Genomic DNA, 20437 nt, shown 5'->3' with positions numbered 1-20437 from the left:
CTGTCGAGTGGTGCGCCCGGAGAGATTCGAACTCCCGACCGCCTGGTTCGTAGCCAGGTACTCTATCCAACTGAGCTACGGGCGCCCTGCGACAGGAGCGGAATTATGCGGATGTCGGCGGCTGCCGTCAACGCTTTTGTGAAAATTTTCATTCAACTGAATGAAAAAGTGCTCAGCCACGGCCTCCGGCGCCTTCATCCAGGCGAAGTGATCCGCACGCGTACCCAGTTCCTGCGCGGAAAGCACGCGCACGCGTGAGGCCACATTCGGCAGCTTCGCCAGCAGCGCCTGCATCGACCCGAGGGGCGCGAACCAGTCATCGGCCATCAGTACTGCCTGCGCGCTGCCATGGATGCGTGCCAGTTGTGCATCGAGGTCTTCATGCATGCCGACGGCGGCGTAATGGTTGTTCAGGCCCACGCGCGCCCAGTCGGCGATCAGCCCGCGTGCTTCGGTGCCGCCAAAGCCGAGGCGGCGGCCGTGCAGTACCCCCTGGCGGCGCGCGATCCACGGCAGGAAGCGGTAGAACAGCGGCAGCAGCCAGCCGCGCGGCGGCGGGAACACGCGCCAGAACGGCGTGCCGCTGGCCGCCAGCCACAGGCGCTGGAATCGATCCGCAGTGCGGCCCGCATGCAGGCAGGCCAGTTGCCCGCCCAGGCTGTGCCCGCCGATGATCCATGGCAGCGCGGCCTCTGCTTCGTCTTCGCGGCCCAGCACGGCCTGGCTGGCCGGCAGATCCTGTTCGAGGATTTCGCGATAACCCCAGTCCGCCGTGCGCGAAGGGCGCAGGGAGCTGCTGCCGTTGCCGCGCCACTCATGCAGGTAGACGGCGATGCCGCGTGTGGCCAGTGCCTGCGCCAGCGGCAGGTAGTGGCGTGCGGCCACGCCCAGTGCCGGCAGCCACAGCAGGCGGGCCAGTGGCCGTGGCGGCACGCAGGCGATGATTTCGTAACGGTGGCCATCGCCGCTTTCCACGGCGATCGTGCGCGGCGTATCGCTCATGCGTGCGGTGCCGCGCCGAAGTGGTCCAGCACGAGCACCTCGCTGCGGCCGGGTGCGTACCCCTGCTGCAGGCCGCGTGCCACGTAGTCGATGCCGGCTTCGCAGGCGTTGGCCAGGCTGAGCCCGTTGCACAGCTGTGCGGCGATGGCCGAGGCCAGCGTGCAGCCGGTGCCGTGTGCATCCAGCGGCAGCCGTGCGTGGATGAATTCCTCGCTGCTGACGCCGTCGAAGTAGCGGTCGATCACCCGGTTGCCTTCGTGCAGGTGGCCCCCCTTCAGCAGGACGGCGCCGGCACCCATGTCCAGCAGGGCGGCGGCAGCCTGTTCGGCCTGGTCGGCGTTGCTGATGCTGCGGCCGACCAGCAGTTCGGCTTCGGGGGTGTTGGGCGTGATCAGCGTGGCCAGCGGTATCAGGCGTTCGCGCATGGCCTGCAGCGCGCTGTCTTCCAGCAGGCGCGCGCCGCTGGTGGCGACCATCACCGGATCGAGCACCACGTGTGCCGGGCGGCGTTGTTCAAGCACGTCGGCGACGGTGTGGATCACATCCGCATTGGCCAGCATGCCGAGCTTCACCGCGTGGATGTCGAAATCATCGAAGCAGGCATCGAGCTGCGCGCGCAGGAAGGCGACCGGCGGCACGTGCACGGCCGTCACGCCGCGGGTGTTCTGTGCAGTCAGCGCAGCGATGGCGGACAGGCCGTGTACGCGATGCGCGGCGAAGGCTTTCAGGTCGGCCTGGATGCCGGCGCCACCGCCGGAATCGGAACCGGCGATGGTGAGGGCGGAAGCGGGAGTGGTCGGGCTCATGCCTCGATTGTGCCGTGGTCCCGCCTGTGAAAGTAGATCCACGCCATGCGTGGATGCCCCCCCGGTTCAATGCCGCCAGCGTGCCCACTGCTGGTAGAGCACATAGACGATACCGGTCAGCCCGGTCAGCAGGGCGGGGGCGAGCAGGGCGTCGTAGCGGAAATGCATGAACAACCAGGCACCGAGAATGCCGCCGCCGAGGAAGCCGCTGATGATCAGCCCGCTCAGGGTCAGCCGGCGGACCTGCAGCGGCAGGCCGCGCAGCAGGTGGCCCAGGCCGATGCCGAGATCGGTGAACATGCCGCTCAGATGGGTGGTGCGCACCACGGCGCCGCTGAAGGTGGTGGCCATCGCGTTCTGCAGGCCGCACGCCATGGCAGCGGCCAGCGCACCCCAGATCTGCTGCTGTTCGAACAGCGGAATGGCCACCAGCAGCAGCGCCGATTCGATCGCCAGGGCCACGCCGTAGCGCCGGCCCAGCTGCAGCGTGTTGTCCTGGATCAGCAGGCCGCTGAGCATCGCGCCCAGCGAGAACGCGATCAGCAGGCCCCACAGGTGACCGACCGCGCGCCAGTCACCCTGGGCGATGGCCATGCCCAGCTGGCTCGTGCTGCCGGTCATGTGGCTCACCGCCTGGTGCTCGAAGCCCAGGAAGCCCACCACGTTGACCATGCCGGCCACGCTGGACAGCGCCACCGCGCCGATCCAGACCCAGGTGGGCAGGCGTATTCCCATGCCGCCGCCTCAGGGCGACGGCACTTTGCCGCCGTTGAACTGCAGGTCGCTGAAGGTGCCGGTGGCCGGATCGAACACCGCACCCCAGAACTGCCGGCCGCCATCGCAGACGCGGATCGCTTCGCGGGCGGGGTTGCTGCCGGCGCCTTCAGGCAGGTGGAAAGCGTTGATGTAGATCAGCTGCTGGCCACCGCTTTCGATGCCCACGTACTGGCGGTCGAAATCCAGTACGCGCGGCACCTGGGCTTCCAGCGAGGACAGCTTGGCTTCCATCTGGTCCACCTGCTGCCGGCTGGGTGCCCAGTAGCCGCTTACCCGCCCGGCCTCGCGGCCGGGGCTGGTGCGCGAGCAGGTGTCCAGCACCTGCGCGGCGATGCCGGGGCGGGTCACCACCCACGATTGGCCGGTACGCTCGGCGGTCGGCACGCTGGCCGGGCCGCGCGTGGTGGTGCAGGCGGCCAGTGCGGCTGCGAGGGTGATCGCAGCCGTGGGCAGCAGCAGGCGGGTGCAACGGTTCACAACACCTCCGAAGCGTAATCGGCCAGGCGCGAACGTTCGCCGCGGCGCAGGGTGATGTGCGCACTATGCGGCCAGTTCTTGAAGCGGTCCACCGCGTAGGTCAGGCCCGAGGTGGTTTCGGTCAGGTACGGGGTGTCGATCTGCTCGACGTTGCCCAGGCAGACGATCTTGGTGCCGGGGCCGGCACGGGTGATCAGCGTCTTCATCTGCTTCGGGGTGAGGTTCTGCGCTTCATCCAGGATCAGGTAGCGCGACAGGAAGGTGCGCCCGCGCATGAAGTTCATCGAGCGGATCTTGATGCGGCTGGCCAGCAGGTCGTTGGTGGCCTGGCGGCCCCAGGTGCCGCCTTCCTGGTTGTGGGTGAGCACTTCCAGGTTGTCGGTCAGCGCGCCCATCCACGGCGTCATCTTTTCTTCCTCGGTGCCGGGCAGGAAGCCGATGTCCTCGCCCACGCTGACCGTGGCGCGGGTCATGATGATCTCGCGGTAACGCTGCTGGTCCATCGTCTGCGCCAGGCCGGCGGCCAGCGCCAGCAGGGTCTTGCCGGTGCCGGCGGTGCCGAGCAGGGTGACGAAGTCGATCTCCGGGTCCATCAGTGCGTTGAGCGCGAAGTTCTGCTCGCGGTTGCGCGCGCTGATACCCCACACGGCGTGGCTGCCGTGGCGGAAATCATCGACCAGCGACAGCACCACCTTGCCATCGCCGACCACGCGACTCACGCGCAGTTCGACCTCGTCTTCGCCGGGCAGGTAGACGTACTGGTTCGGGTACCACTCCTCGCCATCCTGCGCGAGGATCTCGTAATGCGTGCGGCCCTTGTCGCTCCAGCTGCGCAGGTCCTCGCCGTGGCGCTTCCAGAAGTCTTCCGGCAGCTCGGTGGCGCCGGTGTAGAGCAGGCTGAAATCATCCAGCGCGCGGTCGTTCTCGTAGTCCTCGGACACGATGCCGGCGATGGCGGCCTTGATCCGCAGGTTGATGTCCTTGGAAACGAACACCACCGGCAGGTCGGGGGTTTCTTCCTTCAGCGCCAGGATCGCGCCGAGGATGGCGTTGTCCGGGATGACCTTGCCGAAGCTCTTGCCCGCATCGAAATGGCTGGTCTGGAAGCGCAGCTTGCCGGCGCTCTGCTTGCCGCGCAGCTGCAGGCCGTTGGGGCGCTCCAGCGGAATGCCGTCGGCCAGGTTGTCCAGGCCCGATTCCTGCACCAGCTCATTGAGGAAGCGGCTTACCTGGCGGGCGTTGCGGCTCGCTTCGGAGGTGCCCTTCTTGCCGTTGTCCAGCTCCTCGATCACCTGCATGGGCAGGTAGACGTCATGTTCCTCGAACTTGAACAGCGCGGTGGGATCGTGCATCAGCACGTTGGTATCCAGCACGTAGATGCGCTTGCCTCGGGTCATCGTCATTTCCTGGTTACGGACAGGGAAAAACCACCACGACCTGCTGCAGGGCAGGGTGGTGGCGGACACAGTGGGCGTTGGAACTCACTTGGATTGGGCGGCCTTCAGTTCGGCAAGCACGGCGTCGGCATGGCCGGCGACCTTGACCTTGCGCCAGGACTGCACGAGTTGGCTGTCGGGAGAAATCAGGAAGGTGCTGCGTTCGATGCCACGTACCTGCTTGCCGTACATGTTCTTCATCTTGATGACGTCGAAGGCGGTGCACAGCGCTTCGTCGGCATCGCTGACCAGCGGGAAATTGAAGCCCTGCTTGGCGCAGAAGTTGTCGTGCGACTTCATCGAGTCGCGGGAGACGCCGAGCACGACCGCGCCGGCCTTCTTGAATTCCGGCAGCAGCGCGTTGAAGTCGATGCCTTCGGTGGTGCAGCCGGGGGTGCTGTCCTTGGGGTAGAAGTACAGCACCAGCCACTGGCCTGCGTAATCGCCGAGGGTGGTCTGGTCACCGCCGGACAGTGCCAGCGGGAGGGAAAGGGTGGTGCTGTCCAGGGTATCGCCGTTGTTCATGAGGTCCTTCTGTCGAGCCTGGGTTGTTTCTACGACAATTGCATGAAACGCCACGCGCCCGTGAGAGGCGCGCGAAAATCCGCACGCCCGGTCAGAATTTCATCGGGTCCATGATCGCGTCCAGGTTCAGGTGGTCGCAGAATTCGAGGAAATCGTCGCGCAGCGCGGCGATGTGCATGTTGGCCGGCACGCCGATGGTGACCTGCGCGCTGAACATTTCAGCACCAGTCTGCATGGCGCGGTAACGCGTGCTCTGCAGGCTCTCGATGGTGATGCCCTGGCGGTCGAAGAAATCGGCCAGCTGGAACAGGATGCCCGGCTTGTCGGCGGCGATCACTTCGACGATGTACGGCAGCAGGTTGGACTGCGCCTGCTTGGCCTCGGTGCGGTACCAGACCAGCTTCAGGCCTTCCTCGCGCTCAAGCCGGGTCAGCATCGCTTCCAGCTTGGCGACTGAATCCCAGGAGCCGGTGGCCAGGGCGGTGACCGAGACATCGCGGCCGACCGTGGCCAGCCGAGCGTCCACCAGATTGCAGCCACTGTCGGCAATGCGGCGGGTGACGGACAGCAGGGGGGACTCCGGATGCGTCGTGTAGGCGTTGATCAGGAGGTGGTTTTCGCTCGGCGCGGGGCGCGGGGTGGTGTCGGTCAAGGCGATTCCGGGTAATGCATGGGTGAGTCTGAATGCCCGCCGGGGGCGGGAATCCACCGGTGTCCAGCATACTTGCCCGTGCTTTCGCGCCGCAAGTAACATTCAGGTGCCCCCGGCCTGTCGTGGCGGGCGTTTTCCCTCCCCAGCCAAGAGCAGCACGTCCTTGTCCCTTTCCGGCCTCATCACCGCGCTGGCGACCCCGTTCCGGGCCGACGGCTCCCTCGACCCCGACGGTTGGCAGCGCCTGCTGCACCTGCAGCTGGAGGGCGGCGTCCAGGGCGTCGTCGTTGCCGGCTCGACCGGCGAAGCAGCCACCCTGTCCGATGCGGAGTACGACCAGCTGCTGGCCAGCGCCGTCGAGCGCATCGCCGGCCGCGTCCCGGTCCTGGCCGGCACCGGCCTGTCCGGTACCGCCAAGACCATTGAACAGACCCGCCGCGCCGCCGCGCTCGGCGCCACCCACGCCCTGGTGGTGACCCCGCCGTACGTGCGGCCCACCCAGGCCGGCCTGATCGCGCATTACCGCGCCGTGGCCGACCAGGGCGGCCTGCCGGTGGTGCTGTACAACGTGCCCGGCCGCACCGGCTGCGACATGCAGCCGGACACCGTGGCCGAGCTCGCCAGCCACCCGAACATCGTCGCCATCAAGGAAGCGGTGGGCGACATGGGGCGCGTGCAGGCCCTGCTGGCCCTGGCGGGTCCGGAGTTCGCCGTGCTCAGTGGCGATGACGGCACCGCCGCCCGCTCGATCCAGGCCGGCATGGCCGGGCTGATCTCGGTCGGTTCCAACGTGCTGCCCGGTGCCTACCGTCGCATGTGCGCGCTGGCTGCCGCCCACGAACATGACGCCACTGAATCCTGGGATGCGCGCCTGCAGCCGTTCCATGATTTCTGCGGTGTCGAACCCAACCCGATCCCGGTCAAGGCGCTGCTGCGCCGCATCGGCATCGGCCATGACCTGCGCCTGCCGCTGCTGCCGCTCTCGGCCGCACACCAGCCCGCGGCCGACCATCTCGCCGGCGACATCGCCGCCCTTGAAGCCCTTTCCAGCCACTGACCTGTTGTCGTGGCCTGATCCAGGAGATCCACATGCGTCAATCCGTTTCCACTGTCCGCGTGCTGTCCTACGCCCTGCTTGCCATCGCCGTCGCTGCCGGCACCACCGGTTGCTTCAAGCGTGGCGCCAAGGGTGATTACGCCCTGGCGCCCGAAATGCGCCCGCTGGAAGTGCCGCCGGATCTGAACGTCCCGGCCGGTGCCGGTGGCAACCAGGTGCCGGCGCTGAGCTCGGCCACCAAGCCGGCCGCTCCGGCCGCCGCCGCCCCGGCCGCTGGCAACAGCGGTTTCACCATCCCGGGCAGCAAGGAAGAGGCCTTCGGCAAGGTCGGCACTGCGCTGGAAGGCGTGGAAGGCCTGACCATCGCCAGCCGTGCGCAGCTGCTGGGTTCGTATGACGTGGCCTATGAAGGCAGCAACTTCCTGGTCCGCGTGGTCGCCGTCGATGCCGGTGCCTACATCTCCGCGGTCGACCCGCGTGGCCTGCCGGCCACCGCCGAAGCCCCGGTGAAGCTGATTGCCGCACTGAAGGCGAAGCTGGCGCAGTAAGCGCGGTCGAGGTTCCGCCGGGCATGGCCCGGCGCTACCTTTCGCTCTGGTAGACGCCAACCTTGGTTGGCATCGACCCACAAAAAAGGGCGCCGCAAGGCGCCCTTTTTCGTTGCCGCAACAGGCGCTTGTCAGCGCTCCAGCAGCGGCAGCTTGTCCGGCTTGCCGTCCCACTCGCCGGCATCGGCGGGCGGATCCTTGCGCACGGTCAGCACCGGCCACTCCTTGGCGAGCTCGGCGTTGAGGCCCACGAACACTTCCTGGCCGGCTGGGACATCGTCCTCCGGGAAGATCGCGTTGACCGGGCACTCCGGCTCACAGAGGGTGCAGTCGATGCACTCGTCCGGGTCGATCACCAGGAAGTTCGGGCCTTCGTGGAAGCAGTCCACGGGGCACACTTCCACGCAATCGGTGTGTTTGCACTTGATGCAGTTTTCGGTGACGACAAAGGGCATAAGGGGGGAGGCAGATCCGTCTTCAAGCGGACAATTCTAGAACAGGTTGAACGCGCGCGCTGCCGTTGGACGCACCAGCGGCCTGCGCGCTGACGATTCTGCACAGGTGGCGAGGGTGTGCGGCCACCGCGTAGCGGCACTTTGCGGCACTGCACATTGCCAAGCCGGGGAAGCCCCCGGCAGACTCGTTGTCCATCGGTGGACAACGGGCGGTGAAGCGGTGCGGATCGCAGGGATGGGCAGGGCATGAGCGTGTATCTGGGCATCGACGCCGGCACGCAGAGCGTGAAGGTGATCGCCTACGACGCGGCGGCGCGCGCGGTGCTGGCGCAGCAGGCCCGGCCGCTGGAGCTGTCGGCGACAGCCGACGGTGGCCGCGAGCAGAACGCCGCCGACTGGGTAAAGGCGCTGGTCGAGGCGATCCAGGCCCTGCCAGGGCCGGTGCGGGCACGGGTGCGAGGGCTGGCGGTGTCCGGCCAGCAGCACGGCTTCGTCCCGCTGGGGCGCGACAACCGCGCGCTGGGCCCGGTCAAGCTCTGGTGCGACACCAGCACCAGCGCCGAATGCGAGGACATCACCGCCACCCTGGGCGGGGCGGCAGCGTGCATTGCCGAGGCGGGCAACGACCTGCGGGTGGGCTACACCGCATCCAAACTGCGCTGGACCCGCCAGCACCGGCCCGAGGTGGATGCGGCCCTGGACGGCATCGCCCTGCCGCACGACTACCTGAACCTGTGGCTGACCGGACAGCGCTTCATGGAGGCCGGTGACGCCTCCGGCACGGGCTGGCTGGATGTGCGCCGGCGCGACTGGTCGCCGGCGATGCTGGCCGCCACCGACGAGCGGCGTGACCTGGCGGCGCTGCTGCCGCCGCTGGTCGGCCCGGAGCAGGGCTACACGCTGCTGCCGGCGGTCGCCGCACTGCTGGGGCTGCCTCCCGGCACCCGCGTGGCGGTCGGTGGTGGCGACAACATGATGGCGGCGATCGGCACCGGTGCGGTGCGCGAGGGGCGGCTGAGCATGAGCCTGGGTACCTCCGGCACGTTGTTCGCCTGGAGCGCCACGCCCTGCGTCGATGCGCAAGGGCGCTGGGCCGCGTTCTGCGCTTCCGACGGTGGCTGGCTGCCGTTGATCTGCACGATGAACTGCACGATCGCCACCGGCCAGGTCGCCGCGCTGCTGGGCCAGTCGCCCGCGCAGTGCGAAGACCTGCTGGCACAGAGCGCGCCGGGTGCCGATGGGCTGGTGATGCTGCCGTACTTCAATGGCGAGCGCAGCCCAGACCTGCCGCTGGCGCGCGGCGCCCTGCATGGGCTGGACCTGCACAACCTGACCCCGGCCAACCTCTACCGCGCCGCGATGGAGGGCGCCAGCTACAGCCTGCGGCTGGGCCATGACGCGCTGGTCGAAGGTGGCCTGCATGGGCAACGCCTGGTGCTGACCGGCGGTGGCGCCAACAGCCCGGCGTGGCGCCAGCTGATCGCCGACCTGTTCCAGCTGCCGGTGGTCGTGCCGGTGCAGGCCGAAGGTGCAGCCTTCGGTGCCGCGCTGCAGGCGCTGTGGCTGTGCGAAGGGCAGGGCCGGGCGCTGGCCGATCTGGTTGATGAGCACCTGCAGTTCGACGCCGCCCTGGCCGCCCAGCCCGATCCCACGCGCGCCGCCGCCTACGAGGCCGGCTACCAGCGTTTCGTCCACCACCTGCAGGCGTTGACGCCGCTGTTCCAGCAGCGCCTGCCCTGATCCCGAAGAAGGAAGCATCGTCCATGGCAACCCCGTTCCATGTTGGTCAGCGTGAGTACTTCCCCGGCATCGGCCGCATCCCCTTCGAGGGCCGCGATTCCGACAATCCCCTGGCCTTCAAGGTCTACGACGCACAGAAGCAGATCGGCGGGCGCAGCATGGCCGAGCACCTGCGCTTCGCCGTGGCCTACTGGCACAGCTTCTGCGGCGCCGGCCAGGACCCGTTCGGGCCGGGCACCCGTGCTTACCCGTGGGACCACGGCGCTACCGCGCTGGCCCGTGCCGAGGCACGCTGCGATGCGGCCTTCGAGTTCTTCACCAAGCTGGGCGTGCCGTACTGGTGCTTCCATGACGTGGACCTGGCGCCGGATGCGGACGACATCGGCGAATACCGCGCCAACCTCGCGCACATGGTCGAGCTGGCCGGCCAGCGCCAGCAGCAGACCGGCATGCAGCTGCTGTGGGGCACGGCCAACCTGTTCTCGCACCCGCGCTACATGAATGGTGCGGCCACCAACCCGGACTTCGCCGTGGTCGCGCGCGCGGCGGTGCAGGTGCGTGCGGCGCTGGATGCCACCGTGGCGCTGGGTGGCAGCAACTACGTGTTCTGGGGCGGTCGCGAAGGCTATGCCTGCCTGCTCAACACCGACATGAAGCGCGAGCAGGCGCATCTGGCGCGGTTCCTTGCGGCGGCCCGCGACCATGGCCGCAGCATCGGCTTCCAGGGCACCTTCCTGATCGAGCCCAAGCCGATGGAGCCGATGCACCACCAGTACGACTTCGACAGCGCCACCGTGGTCGGCTTCCTGCGCGAGCACGGCCTGGACGGCGATTTCAAGCTGAACATCGAGGCCAACCACGCCACCCTGTCCGGGCATACCTTCGCCCACGACCTGCAGGTGGCTGCCGATGCCGGGCTGCTGGGCAGCATCGACGCCAACCGCGGCAACCCGCAGAACGGCTGGGACACCGACCAGTTCCCGACCGACCTGTACGACGCCACCGGCGCCATGCTGGTGGTGCTGCGGCAGGGCGGGCTGGGCCATGGCGGCCTGAACTTCGATGCCAAGGTGCGCCGCGAGTCGAGCGACCCGCAGGATCTGTTCCTGGCCCATATCGGCGGCATGGATGCCTTCGCCCGCGGCCTGGAAGTGGCCCATGCGCTGCTGCAGGCCTCGCCGCTGGAGACGTGGCGGCGCGAGCGCTATGCCAGCTTCGACCACGGCCCGGGGCAGGCCTTCGCCGCCGGCCAGCTCAGCCTGGACGACCTCTGTGCGCATGCCCATCAGGCCGGCGAACCGCGCCAGCGTAGCGGCCGGCAGGAAGCCTATGAGAACCTGCTGAACCAGTACCTGCTGCGCTGAGCGGCAGGCCCACCCCTTTCGCGGAAGACCCAATGTCCACAGCGATTCCTGCAAACGCCGGCACGCGCGGCGAAAACACCGCCTTCATCGTCCTGATCAGCTGCGTGGCCACCCTGGGGGGCTTCCTGTTCGGCTTCGACAGCGGCGTGATCAACGGTACGGTCGACGGCCTGCGCCAGGCGTTCAATTCCAGCGAGGCCGCGCTGGGCTTCGAGGTGGCGTCGATGCTGCTGGGCTGCGCGATCGGTGCATTCGTGGCCGGGCGCCTGGGCGACCTGCTGGGCCGGCGCAGCGTGCTGATCATTTCGGCGGTGCTGTTCCTGCTGTCGGCGCTGGGCGCGGGCGCGGCGCATGCCTCGTGGCTGTTCGTGGCCGCGCGCATGGTCGGCGGCTTCGCGGTGGGCGCGGCCAGCGTGATGTCGCCGGCCTACATCGCCGAAGTGGCCTCGGCGCGCTACCGCGGCAAGCTGGCCACGGTGCAGCAGATGGCCATCATCAGCGGCCTGTTCGCGGCGTTCCTCAGCAATTTCCTGCTGGCGCGCGCCGCCGGTGCCTCCACCGAGGTGCTGTGGCTGGGGCAGGAGGCGTGGCGCTGGATGTTCTGGATGCAGGCGATTCCGTCGCTGCTGTTCCTGGTGCTGCTGCTGGCCATCCCGGAAAGCCCGCGCTTCCTGGTGGCCAAGGGGCGCCAGGCGCAGGCCGAGGCGGTGCTGGTGAAGCTGTACGGTGCGGACGAGGCACGGACCAAGCGCAGCGAGATCGAGGGCAGCCTGGCCCAGGACCAGCACCGGCCGAGCTTTGCCGACCTGAAGGACAAGGCCACCGGCCGCCTGCGCAGCATCGTCTGGGTGGGTATCGGCCTGGCGGTGCTGCAGCAGCTGGTGGGCATCAACGTGGTGTTCTACTACGGCGCGGTGCTGTGGCAGGCGGTGGGCTTCTCGGAAAACGATGCGCTGCTGATCAACGTGCTGTCCGGCGCGCTCAGCATCGGTGCCTGCCTGGTGACGGTGCTGCTGATCGACCGCATCGGCCGCAAGCCGCTGCTGTGGGTCGGCTCGGTGGGCATGGCCGTTGCGCTGGCGCTGATGGTGGTGGCCTTTGCCAGCGGCAGCCTGGTGGATGGCAGGCTGCAGCTGTCCGACGGCATGGGCCGGCTGGCGCTGGTGGCCGCCAACGTCTACGTGGTCTTCTTCAACATGTCGTGGGGCCCGGTGATGTGGGTGATGCTGGGCGAGATGTTCCCGAACCAGATCCGCGGCTCGGCGCTGGCGGTGGCCGGCGCGGCGCAGTGGACGTCCAACTTCGCCATCACCGTCACCTTCCCGATGCTGCTGGCCGGCATCGGCCTGGCCGGTGCGTACGGCATCTACACCGTGGCAGCCTTCCTCTCGATCTTCTTCGTGGTCCGCTACGTCCGCGAGACCAAGGGCAAGGAACTGGAGCAGATGGAAGGCTGACGCGCTTCGGCTTCGGAGGCGATCCGTTCGCGCCTCCCTGTTACGTGGGGGAGGGGGCAGGCCGCCCTCTCCAGGACACGCAAAATCCCCTCCATGGTGCTCGATGGCGCCATCCATGGCGCCAACGGTCCTGGAGAGGGCGGCCTGCCCCCTCCTGACAGTTTCATGGTGTGTGCGGCAGCTGCGGGCTGCTTGCCGATGGCTGCCGCAGTGCGCGATCAACTGTCCGGAGACGGTGGGGTCACCCAGGCCAGGACCGCAGGCGCCATGGATGGCGCCTACGAGCCCCCATGGATGGGTTAACGGCGTGTCCTGGCCTGGGTGACCCCACCGGCTCATGCCGATAACAGGGAGGCGCCACAGCGACCGAGCGCCCGCAGTAGTGAACCCGGAAAACGGAAAAGCCCGCACAAAGGCGGGCTTTTTCGGTTCCTGCTGCGGCGACTGGTGCTCCCTAGGGGACTCGAACCCCTGTTTTAGCCTTGAGAGGGCCACGTCCTAACCACTAGACGAAGGGAGCAGTGTGTCGCTGCCGGGGCAGGAGCGCTAGTATATGCACCTCGATGCCATTGGGCAATCCCGAAACTTCAACCGGAAGCGCCAACATCATTTCCTCTGCTCCATCACCGTTCAGCCTGCGCGTCATCCCGCGCGACCAGCACACGATCTCCCGCAAGGACATCAGCCCCAATGCTTTGCGCGTGCTGTACCGCCTGCGCGATGCCGGCTTCGGCGCCTACCTTGTCGGTGGCGCGGTGCGCGACCTGCTGGTCAATGGCCAACCCAAGGATTTCGACGTGGCCACCGACGCCACGCCCGAACAGGTCAAGCAGCTGTTCCGCAACTGCCGCCTGATCGGCCGCCGTTTCCGCCTGGCCCACGTGGTCTTCGGCCGCGAGATCATCGAAGTCGCCACCTTCCGCGCCAACAGCGATGACGGCAGCGGCGACCGCGAAATGGAAAACGGCATGCTCGTGCGCGACAACGTGTACGGCACCATCGAAGACGATGCCGTCCGCCGCGACTTCACCTGCAACGCCCTGTACTACGCCATCGAGGATTTCTCGGTGCGTGATTACACCGGCGGCTTCGAGGACGTGCAGGCACGCCTGATGAAGCTCATCGGCGACCCGGTGCAGCGCTACCAGGAAGACCCCGTGCGCATGCTGCGTGCGGTGCGCCTGGCGGCCAAGCTCGGTTTCCAGATCGAAGAAGGCACCGCCGCACCGATCCCGCACCTGGCCAACCTGCTCAACGAGGCCGCCCCGGCGCGCCTGTTCGAGGAAGTGCTCAAGCTGTTCCTGTCCGGGCACGGCGTGGCCAGCTTCGAAGGCCTGGAACGCTACGGCCTGTTCGACGTGCTGTTCCCGGAAAGCGGCAAGGCACTGAAGTCCAACCGCACCGGCGCGCTGCGCCGCATGCTGGTGGAAGGCCTGGCCAATACCGATGCACGCGTGGCCAACGACGAACCCGTCTCGCCGGCGTTCCTGTTCGCGCTGCTGCTGTGGCCGGCCTACTGCCGCGCCCAGGCCAGCCTGCTCAAGCAGGGCGTGGCCCCGGAAGAAGCGCAGCGTCGCGCCGCCGACCGGGTCACCGTGCAGCAGCTGAGCACCATCGCCCTGCCGCGCCGCTTCTCGCTGCCGATGCAGGAGATCTGGCTGCTGCAGGCGCGCTTCAGCTCGCGCCAGCGCAAGCGCGTGTTCCGCACGCTCACCCACCCGCGCTTCCGCGCCGCCTTCGATTTCCTGGCCCTGCGCCAGGTCGCCTCGGCCGAGCACGAAGCCGACGTGGCGTTCTGGCGCGAGGCACAGGCGCAGTCCGGGCATGAGCTGGAATCCTCGCTGGATGCCATGCACACCGACGGTGGCGATGAGGAGGGTGGGGCACCGCGCAAGCGTCGCCGCCGTCGTCGTCGCACCGGTGCTGCCGGCGGCGCTGCCGAGTAAGCCATGACCCTTGCCTGGATCGGCCTGGGGGCCAACCTGGGTGACGCGGCCAGCACCGTCCGCGCGGCCATCGCCGCGCTGGATGGGCTGCCCGGCACGCAGCTGCGCCAGGCGTCGCGCCTGTACGCCACGCCGGCCTGGGGCAATGAAGACCAGCCACCGTTCGTCAACGCGGTGGCTGCGGTCGAGACCACCCTGGCCGCCGGCGATCTGCTGCAGGCGATGCTGGCGCTGGAGCAGCAGTTCGGACGCGTGCGCGACCCTGCCGTGCACTGGGGCCCGCGCGCGCTGGACCTGGACCTGCTGCTGTACGGCGCGCAGGTGCTGGACGAGCCCGGCCTGCAGGTGCCGCATCCGTACCTGCACGAGCGCGCCTTCGTGCTGGTGCCGCTGGCCGAAATCGCACCGGAACTGGTGATTCCCGGCCATGGACGCGTGCAGGATGCAGTGGTGCGGGTCGATGCCTGCGGGATCGCGCCGATAGGGTGATAATGACCGGGTTATCTCCCCCGGTTATCAGCACATGAGCACCCACGCAGACAGCAAGCCCTGGACCGTTCCCGCCCTGGCCGAGGCCAAGCGCAATGGCCAGAAGCTGGTCATGTTGACCGCCTACGACGCTGGCTTCGCCCGTACTTTCGACGCCAACGGCGTGGACCTGATCCTGATCGGCGATTCGCTGGGCATGGTCGTGCAGGGCCATGATTCGACCCTGCCGGTGACGGTGGCCGACATGGTCTATCACACCCGCGCGGTATCCCGCGTGCTGCAGCGTGCGCTGCTGGTGGCGGACCTGCCGTTCGGCGCCGACGCCACCCCGGAACGCGCGCTGGACGCTTCGCTGCAGCTGCTGCAGGCCGGTGCGGAGATGGTCAAGATCGAAGGTGCCGGCTTCAAGGTCGACATCGTGCGCTACCTGGTCGAGCGCGAGATTCCGGTCTGCTCGCACCTGGGCCTGACCCCGCAGTCGGTGCTGCGCCTGGGCGGCTTCAAGATCCAGGGCCGTGGCGATGCCGCGCGCCAGCTGGTGGAAGACGCCAAGGCCGTGGCCGCGGCGGGTGCAGCGCTGATCGTCCTCGAATGCATGCCGACCCCGGTGGCCGCGGAAGTGACCGCCGCCGTCGACGTGCCGACCATCGGTATCGGTGCCGGCCCGCACTGCGATGGCCAAGTGCTGGTGCTGCACGATTTCATCGGCCTGGACAGCGGCCACCGGCGTCCGAAGTTCGTCAAGGACTTCCTGGCCGAAGGCGGCTCGGTGGCCGGTGCCACCCGCGCCTACGCCGACGCCGTGCGCGACGGCAGCTTCCCCGACGAACAGCACGCCTACGCCCAATGATCCAGACCTTCAACGAGCTCGGTGCGCTGCGCGAACAGATTGCGCAGTGGAAGCAGCAGGGCCTGCGCGTGGCACTGGTGCCGACCATGGGCAACCTGCACGGCGGCCACCATTCGCTGGTGAGCCTGGCGCGCCAGTATGCCGACAAGGTAGTGGCCAGCATCTTCGTCAACCCGACCCAGTTCGGGCCGAACGAGGACTTCAGCCGCTACCCGCGCACGCCCGAGGCCGACGTGGCCGGGCTGGAGCAGGTCGGCTGCGATGCCGTATGGCTGCCCAGCGTAGAGGCGATGTACCCGCTGGGCGTGGACAAGACCACGCAGATGCACGCCCCGGGCGTGAGTGAAGTGCTGGAGGGCGCCAGCCGCCCGGGGCACTTCGATGGCGTCTGCACGGTGGTGGCACGCCTGTTCCTGCAGGTGCAGCCGGACGTGGCCGTGTTCGGCCGCAAGGATTACCAGCAGCTGGCCGTGATCAAGCAGATGGTGGCCGAGCTGTCGTTCCCGATCCAGATCGTCGGTGCCGAGATCGTGCGTGACGACGATGGCCTGGCCAAGAGCTCGCGCAACCAGTACCTGGACGCGGCCCAGCGCCCGCTGGCGACCACCCTCCACCGCACCCTGCTGGGCATGCGCGAAGGTTACGTGGCCGGGCAGGCGCGCGCGCAGATCGAGGCTGATGCCACAGCCGCGCTGCAGGCCGCCGGCTTCCAGGTCGACTACGCGGTGCTGCGCACCCCCGAGCTGGCCGAGCCGACCTTCGACGGCGGTGGCCGGGTGGCGCTGATCGCCGCCCGCCTGGGCAGCACCCGGTTGATCGACAACCTGGAATTCTGAGTTCCGCCCGCGCCGGGCGATGCATGGGGTCAGATCGCTTTTCCAAGGGAAAAGGGATCTGACCACGGTTTCATCGCCTACCTGAACGGGTTGCCGGCCGTGATGCCCCGCGCTGCGCGGGTGCTAGAATCCCCGCTTTCCTTTGCGTTGTGCCGTGCCATGCATCTGTCCCTGCTGAAGACCAAGATCCACCGCGCCACCGTCACCCATTCCGAGCTGAACTACGAAGGCTCGATCGCCATCGACGACAACCTGCTGGCTGCCACGGGCATCCGCGAGTTCGAGCAGGTGCACATCTGGGACGTGACCAACGGTGCGCGCTTCTCGACCTACGCCATCCGTGCCGAAGCCGGCAGCGGCGTGGTGTCGCTCAACGGTGGCGCTGCACGCCACGTGCAGGTCGGTGACATCATCATCATCGCGGCGTTTGCCAGCATGACCGAGCAGGAAGCCGACAGCTTCAAGCCGAAGCTGGTGTACGTGGACGGCAACAACCAGATCACCCACACCAACGACACGATCCCGACCCAGGCCGCATGACAACGAACAACGGATTCGACTCGCTGCATTCCCACGCCCAGCGCCTGAAGGGCGCAAGCATCCCCAGCCTCCTCGCCGCCGAACCCGGTCGCGTGCAGGACCTGGCGCTGCGGGTCGGTCCGTTGTACGTCAATTTTGCCCGGCAGAAGTACGATGCCGCGGCGCTGCAGGCGTTGCTGGCACTGGCCGCCGACCGTGATGTCGGCGGTGCCATCACCCGCCTGTTCCGTGGCGAGCAGGTCAACCTGACCGAAGGCCGCGCCGCACTGCACACCGCGCTGCGCGGCGATGTGGTCGATGCGCCGGTGGCGGCCGAGGCTTATGCCACCGCGCGCGAAATCCGCCAGCGCATGGGCGTGCTGGTCCGCGCGCTGGAAGACAGCGGCGTGACCGACGTGGTCAGCGTCGGCATCGGCGGTTCCGATCTGGGCCCGCGCCTGGTGGCCGATGCGCTGCGCCCGGTCAGCGGTGCACGCCTGCGCGTGCATTTCGTGTCGAACGTGGACGGCGCCGCCATGCAGCGCACGCTGGCCACGCTGGATCCGGCAAAGACCGCTGGCATCCTCATTTCCAAGACCTTTGGTACCCAGGAAACCCTGCTCAACGGGCAGATCCTGCACGACTGGCTGGGTGGCAGCGATCGCCTGTACGCGGTCAGTGCCAACCCCGAGCGCGCGGCCAAGGCCTTCGCCATCGCCGCCGATCGCGTGCTGCCGATGTGGGACTGGGTCGGGGGCCGCTATTCGCTGTGGTCGGCCGTTGGTTTCCCGATCGCGCTGGCAATCGGCTTCGAGCGTTTCGAGCAGCTGCTGGACGGCGCCGCGCAGATGGATGCGCACGCGCTGGACGCGCCGCTGGAGCGCAACCTGCCGGTGCTGCACGGCCTGACCGACATCTGGAACCGCAACGTGCTGGGCCATGCCACGCACGCGGTGATGACCTACGACCAGCGCCTGGCGCTGCTGCCGGCCTACCTGCAGCAGCTGGTGATGGAAAGCCTGGGCAAGCGCGTGCAGCGCGATGGCCAGCCGGTCACCACCGACACCGTGCCGGTGTGGTGGGGCGGGGCGGGCACCGATGTGCAGCACAGCTTCTTCCAGGCGCTGCACCAGGGCACCAGCATCATCCCGGCCGATTTCATCGGCTGCGTGCACAACGATGATCCGTACACGGTCAACCACCAGGCGCTGCTGGCCAACCTGCTGGCGCAGACCGAGGCGCTGGCCAACGGCCAGGCCAGCGACGACCCGCACCGTGATTACCCGGGCGGCCGCCCGAGCACGCTGATCCTGCTGGATGCACTGACTCCGCAGGCGCTGGGCGCCCTGATTGCCATGTACGAACACGCCGTGTACGTGCAGTCGGTCATCTGGAACATCAACGCCTTCGACCAGTTCGGCGTCGAGCTGGGCAAGCAGCTGGCCAGCGGCCTGCTGCCGGCACTGCAGGGCGAAGACGTGGCGATTGCCGATCCGATGACCCGCGAGATCCTGGCGCAGCTGAAGCGCTGAGGTATCTGTAGAGTCGAGCCATGCTCGACTGCATTGTGCGTGGAGTCGAGCATGGCTCGACTCTACAATTCGGTAGCGCCGGGCCATGCCCGGCGAGCGCAGCGGCGTCTTACCTGCTCGGGTCGCGTTCCGGGCTCGGCCGCTTGGCCAGCTTGCGCTGCAGCGAACGCCGGTGCATGCCCAGCAGGCGCGCAGCGGCCGACACATTTCCGCCGGTCTCGTGCATCGCCTGCTGGATGTGTTCCCACTGCAGGCGGCTGATCGGCGTCATCGCGTCGGGCACTTCCATTTCGCCGTCATCGGCCGGGCCGTCATCTTCCTCGCCCAGTGCGCGCAGGATCATCGGCACCGTGGCCGGCTTCGGCAGGTAATCATCCGCACCCAGCTTGATCGCCTCCACCGCAGTGGCGATGCTGGCGTAGCCGGTGACCAGCAGGATCCGCATATCCGCGCGCAGGGCGCGCAGCGGCTGGATCAGCGCCAGGCCCGAATCGCTGCCCAGTTTCAGATCGATCAACGCGAACGCCGGCGGGTGCTGGCGGGCCAGCGCCAGCGCGCTGGCGGCATCCTGCGCCGTCTGCGTTTCCAGCCCCTTGCGGGCCAGGCTGCGCTGCAGGGTGCGCAGGTACAGTTCGTCGTCGTCGACCAGCAGGCCGAGGGTTGAGGCGCTCATGGGGTTTCCTCGTAGGGAGCCAGGGGCAGGCGGAAGCCGACGCGGCTGCCGGCGCCTTGCGCCGGGCGCATCCACATCTCGCCGTGCAGGCGTTCGATGGTGGCATGGGACAGGGCCAGGCCCACGCCCATGCCTTCACTCTTGCTGCTGCCGAACAGCTTGCCCGGCAGCACCGCGGCGCGCGCATTGAAGCCGTGGCCGTAGTCGCGTACTTCGCCGATCAGGTCCTCGCCGTCGATGCGCAGTTCCAGATCCACGCGTGGCCGGCCGGCCTGTTCGCCGGCGTCGGCAGCATTGTTCAGCAGCACCATCAGCAGGTGGCCCACGCCGGGATCGAGTGGCAGGCGCAGCGGCGCGTCGTCGTTGCGGTGCAGGTCGATGGTCGGGCGCACCAGCCGCCATTGTTCCAGCACCTGCTGGGCGCTGGAGTGGCTGCGGCCCGGGCCATCGGTGGTGGCCGGCGCAGCCAGCGCCAGCACGCGTTCGCGGCATTGCACCAGCAGTTCGCGCAGGGTTTCCATGTCCTCGCGCACTTCCGGCTCCTCGCTGCGCTCGGCCACGTCGTCGGCCAGCAGGGTCATGGTCGCCAGCGGGGTGTTAAGTTCGTGCGCCACCGAGGCGGCGTGCGTGGCCAGGGCGACGATGCCTTCATTGCGGGCAAACCGCTCGCGCAGCGCCGAAAGTTCCAGTTCGCGCACGCGCAGGGCCATCGCCAAGCGGGTGGAGAAGGTCAGCACCACCGCCGCCGACAGCAGGAAGTTGGCCACAACGCCCCAGCGGTTGAGGTCCACCGTATGGAAGTAGCCGGTCGGCAGCGGCTGCCCGAACAGGCCGCTGGCGGCGTAGCCGAGCAGGCAGGCGGTGGCCACGGCCAGCGCCCAGCGCAGGGGCAGGGCGAAGGCGGCCAGCGCGATCAGGATCAGGAACAGCGAGCCGAACGGGTTGGCGATGCCGCCGCTCCAGCCGACCATCCAGGTCAGGATGATCACATCGACCAGGATATGGCCGAAGGCAGTCAGTGGCGCGGTGTCATCCGGCTCCGGGCGCAGCTGCGTATACAGGTTGAACACGGCCAGCACGGCCACGCCCGCCCACAGCGGCAGCTGCGGCAGCGGCAGGCCCAGCACCCACGTGGCGACCAGGATCGTCGCGGCCTGGCCGGCGACGGCCAGCCAGCGCAGGCTGCAGAGGGTGCGTAGGAAGGGGGCGTCGGGACCGGTCATTCCCGACCATCGTATGCGTTCACCGGGCAACCTGCCTGCGACAATCGGCCGCAGACGTGCCGATGGCTGAATG

The 20437-nt window shown here is 68.2% G+C and carries 21 protein-coding genes and 2 tRNA genes; 11 read left to right on the top strand and 12 right to left on the bottom strand.

The annotated features are described in order from the left end of the window. Positions 1-8: 8 nt before the first annotated feature. The 8 genes from C1926_RS13335 to C1926_RS13300 all read right to left on the bottom strand — a co-directional run bounded on the left by C1926_RS13335 (position 9) and on the right by C1926_RS13300 (position 5675). Positions 9-85: transfer RNA gene (locus C1926_RS13335), tRNA-Arg, on the bottom strand. Beyond that, positions 76-1002: an alpha/beta fold hydrolase gene (locus C1926_RS13330; protein ID WP_108759503.1), complete on the bottom strand. Its 927-nt coding sequence runs from the start codon at positions 1000-1002 to the stop codon at positions 76-78. The genes C1926_RS13335 and C1926_RS13330 overlap by 10 nt, the downstream gene beginning before the upstream one ends. Further along, the gene (thiD, locus tag C1926_RS13325; RefSeq protein ID WP_108759502.1) at positions 999-1808 is read right to left on the bottom strand and encodes a bifunctional hydroxymethylpyrimidine kinase/phosphomethylpyrimidine kinase; all 810 of its coding nucleotides are present in this window, start codon (positions 1806-1808) and stop codon (positions 999-1001) included. Before thiD ends, C1926_RS13330 begins: the two co-directional genes overlap by 4 nt. Before the next feature lie 66 nt (positions 1809-1874). Then, positions 1875-2543 carry a YoaK family protein gene (locus C1926_RS13320; protein ID WP_079221476.1) on the bottom strand — a complete coding sequence of 223 codons (669 nt, stop codon included), beginning with the start codon at positions 2541-2543 and terminating at the stop codon, positions 1875-1877. Between the two features lie 9 nt (positions 2544-2552). Then, the gene (locus C1926_RS13315) at positions 2553-3062 is read right to left on the bottom strand and encodes a hypothetical protein (protein ID WP_108759501.1); all 510 of its coding nucleotides are present in this window, start codon (positions 3060-3062) and stop codon (positions 2553-2555) included. Continuing rightward, the gene (locus C1926_RS13310; protein WP_079221478.1) at positions 3059-4459 is read right to left on the bottom strand and encodes a PhoH family protein; all 1401 of its coding nucleotides are present in this window, start codon (positions 4457-4459) and stop codon (positions 3059-3061) included. The genes C1926_RS13315 and C1926_RS13310 overlap by 4 nt, the downstream gene beginning before the upstream one ends. An 84-nt stretch (positions 4460-4543) precedes the next feature. Then, on the bottom strand, positions 4544-5023 hold the full coding sequence (locus C1926_RS13305; protein ID WP_108759500.1) for a peroxiredoxin: 480 nt from the start codon (positions 5021-5023) through the stop codon (positions 4544-4546). A gap of 91 nt (positions 5024-5114) precedes the next feature. Next, complete coding sequence (locus C1926_RS13300) at positions 5115-5675, bottom strand: glycine cleavage system protein R (RefSeq protein WP_108746462.1); 561 nt, start codon at positions 5673-5675, stop codon at positions 5115-5117. A 163-nt stretch (positions 5676-5838) separates the two neighbouring features. Here C1926_RS13300 and dapA point away from each other — a divergent pair, with 163 nt between their 5' ends. Next, entirely contained in the window at positions 5839-6732 is an 894-nt protein-coding gene (gene dapA, locus C1926_RS13295; protein WP_108759499.1) for a 4-hydroxy-tetrahydrodipicolinate synthase, read from the top strand. Positions 6733-6764: 32 nt separating this feature from the next. After that, positions 6765-7280: a hypothetical protein gene (locus C1926_RS13290; RefSeq protein WP_079221481.1), complete on the top strand. Its 516-nt coding sequence runs from the start codon at positions 6765-6767 to the stop codon at positions 7278-7280. Between the two features lie 131 nt (positions 7281-7411). Here the strand turns inward: C1926_RS13290 and fdxA are convergent, their stop codons facing one another. Next, positions 7412-7735 (bottom strand): ferredoxin FdxA, encoded by a 324-nt coding sequence (gene fdxA / locus C1926_RS13285; protein ID WP_079221482.1) that lies wholly within the window; start codon positions 7733-7735, stop codon positions 7412-7414. Between the two features lie 246 nt (positions 7736-7981). Between fdxA and xylB the strand changes: the two genes are divergently transcribed. The 3 genes from xylB to C1926_RS13270 are packed head-to-tail and all read left to right on the top strand — an operon-like array spanning position 7982 to position 12296. Continuing rightward, positions 7982-9475 carry a xylulokinase gene (gene xylB, locus C1926_RS13280; RefSeq protein ID WP_108759498.1) on the top strand — a complete coding sequence of 498 codons (1494 nt, stop codon included), beginning with the start codon at positions 7982-7984 and terminating at the stop codon, positions 9473-9475. Between the two features lie 23 nt (positions 9476-9498). Then, entirely contained in the window at positions 9499-10839 is a 1341-nt protein-coding gene (gene xylA, locus C1926_RS13275) for a xylose isomerase (protein ID WP_108759497.1), read from the top strand. Positions 10840-10871: 32 nt separating this feature from the next. Then, a complete protein-coding gene (locus C1926_RS13270) occupies positions 10872-12296 on the top strand; it encodes a sugar porter family MFS transporter (protein ID WP_079221484.1) in 1425 nt (474 codons plus the stop codon). A 445-nt stretch (positions 12297-12741) separates the two neighbouring features. On the opposite strand, the gene C1926_RS13265 is transcribed toward C1926_RS13270, so the two are convergent. Next, a tRNA-Glu gene (locus C1926_RS13265) sits at positions 12742-12816 on the bottom strand. Between the two features lie 49 nt (positions 12817-12865). Here C1926_RS13265 and pcnB point away from each other — a divergent pair. The 6 genes from pcnB (at position 12866) to pgi (ending at position 18468) form a co-directional block, all read left to right on the top strand. Then, the gene (gene pcnB, locus C1926_RS13260) at positions 12866-14242 is read left to right on the top strand and encodes a polynucleotide adenylyltransferase PcnB (RefSeq protein ID WP_108759496.1); all 1377 of its coding nucleotides are present in this window, start codon (positions 12866-12868) and stop codon (positions 14240-14242) included. A 3-nt stretch (positions 14243-14245) separates the two neighbouring features. Then, complete coding sequence (gene folK, locus C1926_RS13255; RefSeq protein WP_108759495.1) at positions 14246-14731, top strand: 2-amino-4-hydroxy-6-hydroxymethyldihydropteridine diphosphokinase; 486 nt, start codon at positions 14246-14248, stop codon at positions 14729-14731. 34 nt (positions 14732-14765) lie between these two features. Then, positions 14766-15581 (top strand): 3-methyl-2-oxobutanoate hydroxymethyltransferase, encoded by an 816-nt coding sequence (panB, locus tag C1926_RS13250; RefSeq protein ID WP_108759494.1) that lies wholly within the window; start codon positions 14766-14768, stop codon positions 15579-15581. Next, entirely contained in the window at positions 15578-16417 is an 840-nt protein-coding gene (gene panC, locus C1926_RS13245) for a pantoate--beta-alanine ligase (protein ID WP_108759493.1), read from the top strand. The genes panB and panC overlap by 4 nt, the downstream gene beginning before the upstream one ends. 159 nt (positions 16418-16576) lie before the next feature. Further along, positions 16577-16957, top strand: a complete 381-nt coding sequence (gene panD / locus C1926_RS13240; protein ID WP_006432456.1) for an aspartate 1-decarboxylase — start codon at positions 16577-16579, stop codon at positions 16955-16957. Further along, positions 16954-18468, top strand: a complete 1515-nt coding sequence (pgi, locus tag C1926_RS13235) for a glucose-6-phosphate isomerase (protein WP_108759492.1) — start codon at positions 16954-16956, stop codon at positions 18466-18468. The genes panD and pgi overlap by 4 nt, the downstream gene beginning before the upstream one ends. 109 nt (positions 18469-18577) lie before the next feature. Here pgi and C1926_RS13230 read toward each other — a convergent pair whose 3' ends face one another. Both C1926_RS13230 and C1926_RS13225 read right to left on the bottom strand, forming a co-directional pair. Further along, the gene (locus C1926_RS13230) at positions 18578-19141 is read right to left on the bottom strand and encodes a response regulator transcription factor (protein WP_005409063.1); all 564 of its coding nucleotides are present in this window, start codon (positions 19139-19141) and stop codon (positions 18578-18580) included. Beyond that, on the bottom strand, positions 19138-20364 hold the full coding sequence (locus tag C1926_RS13225) for an ATP-binding protein (RefSeq protein WP_108759491.1): 1227 nt from the start codon (positions 20362-20364) through the stop codon (positions 19138-19140). The genes C1926_RS13230 and C1926_RS13225 overlap by 4 nt, the downstream gene beginning before the upstream one ends. Between the last annotated feature and the right edge of the window lie 73 nt (positions 20365-20437).

The organism is Stenotrophomonas sp. ZAC14A_NAIMI4_1, from assembly GCF_003086915.1.
In the GTDB taxonomy this organism is placed as follows: Bacteria; Pseudomonadota; Gammaproteobacteria; order Xanthomonadales; family Xanthomonadaceae; genus Stenotrophomonas.
The sequence above is the reverse complement of the archived record's forward strand: the minus strand, read 5'-3'. Positions and strand labels throughout refer to the sequence as shown.

What these genes read in the sequence shown, in the direction of transcription:
- C1926_RS13330 (WP_108759503.1), bottom strand. Translation starts at nt 1,002, where the DNA reads ATGAGCGATACGCCGCGCACGATCGCCGTGGAAAGCGGCGATGGCCAC.
- thiD (WP_108759502.1), bottom strand. Translation starts at nt 1,808, where the DNA reads ATGAGCCCGACCACTCCCGCTTCCGCCCTCACCATCGCCGGTTCCGAT.
- C1926_RS13320 (WP_079221476.1), bottom strand. Translation starts at nt 2,543, where the DNA reads ATGGGAATACGCCTGCCCACCTGGGTCTGGATCGGCGCGGTGGCGCTG.
- C1926_RS13310 (WP_079221478.1), bottom strand. Translation starts at nt 4,459, where the DNA reads ATGACCCGAGGCAAGCGCATCTACGTGCTGGATACCAACGTGCTGATG.
- C1926_RS13305 (WP_108759500.1), bottom strand. Translation starts at nt 5,023, where the DNA reads ATGAACAACGGCGATACCCTGGACAGCACCACCCTTTCCCTCCCGCTG.
- C1926_RS13290 (WP_079221481.1), top strand. Translation starts at nt 6,765, where the DNA reads ATGCGTCAATCCGTTTCCACTGTCCGCGTGCTGTCCTACGCCCTGCTT.
- fdxA (WP_079221482.1), bottom strand. Translation starts at nt 7,735, where the DNA reads ATGCCCTTTGTCGTCACCGAAAACTGCATCAAGTGCAAACACACCGAT.
- xylB (WP_108759498.1), top strand. Translation starts at nt 7,982, where the DNA reads ATGAGCGTGTATCTGGGCATCGACGCCGGCACGCAGAGCGTGAAGGTG.
- xylA (WP_108759497.1), top strand. Translation starts at nt 9,499, where the DNA reads ATGGCAACCCCGTTCCATGTTGGTCAGCGTGAGTACTTCCCCGGCATC.
- C1926_RS13270 (WP_079221484.1), top strand. Translation starts at nt 10,872, where the DNA reads ATGTCCACAGCGATTCCTGCAAACGCCGGCACGCGCGGCGAAAACACC.
- folK (WP_108759495.1), top strand. Translation starts at nt 14,246, where the DNA reads ATGACCCTTGCCTGGATCGGCCTGGGGGCCAACCTGGGTGACGCGGCC.
- panB (WP_108759494.1), top strand. Translation starts at nt 14,766, where the DNA reads ATGAGCACCCACGCAGACAGCAAGCCCTGGACCGTTCCCGCCCTGGCC.
- panC (WP_108759493.1), top strand. Translation starts at nt 15,578, where the DNA reads ATGATCCAGACCTTCAACGAGCTCGGTGCGCTGCGCGAACAGATTGCG.
- panD (WP_006432456.1), top strand. Translation starts at nt 16,577, where the DNA reads ATGCATCTGTCCCTGCTGAAGACCAAGATCCACCGCGCCACCGTCACC.
- pgi (WP_108759492.1), top strand. Translation starts at nt 16,954, where the DNA reads ATGACAACGAACAACGGATTCGACTCGCTGCATTCCCACGCCCAGCGC.
- C1926_RS13230 (WP_005409063.1), bottom strand. Translation starts at nt 19,141, where the DNA reads ATGAGCGCCTCAACCCTCGGCCTGCTGGTCGACGACGACGAACTGTAC.
- C1926_RS13225 (WP_108759491.1), bottom strand. Translation starts at nt 20,364, where the DNA reads ATGACCGGTCCCGACGCCCCCTTCCTACGCACCCTCTGCAGCCTGCGC.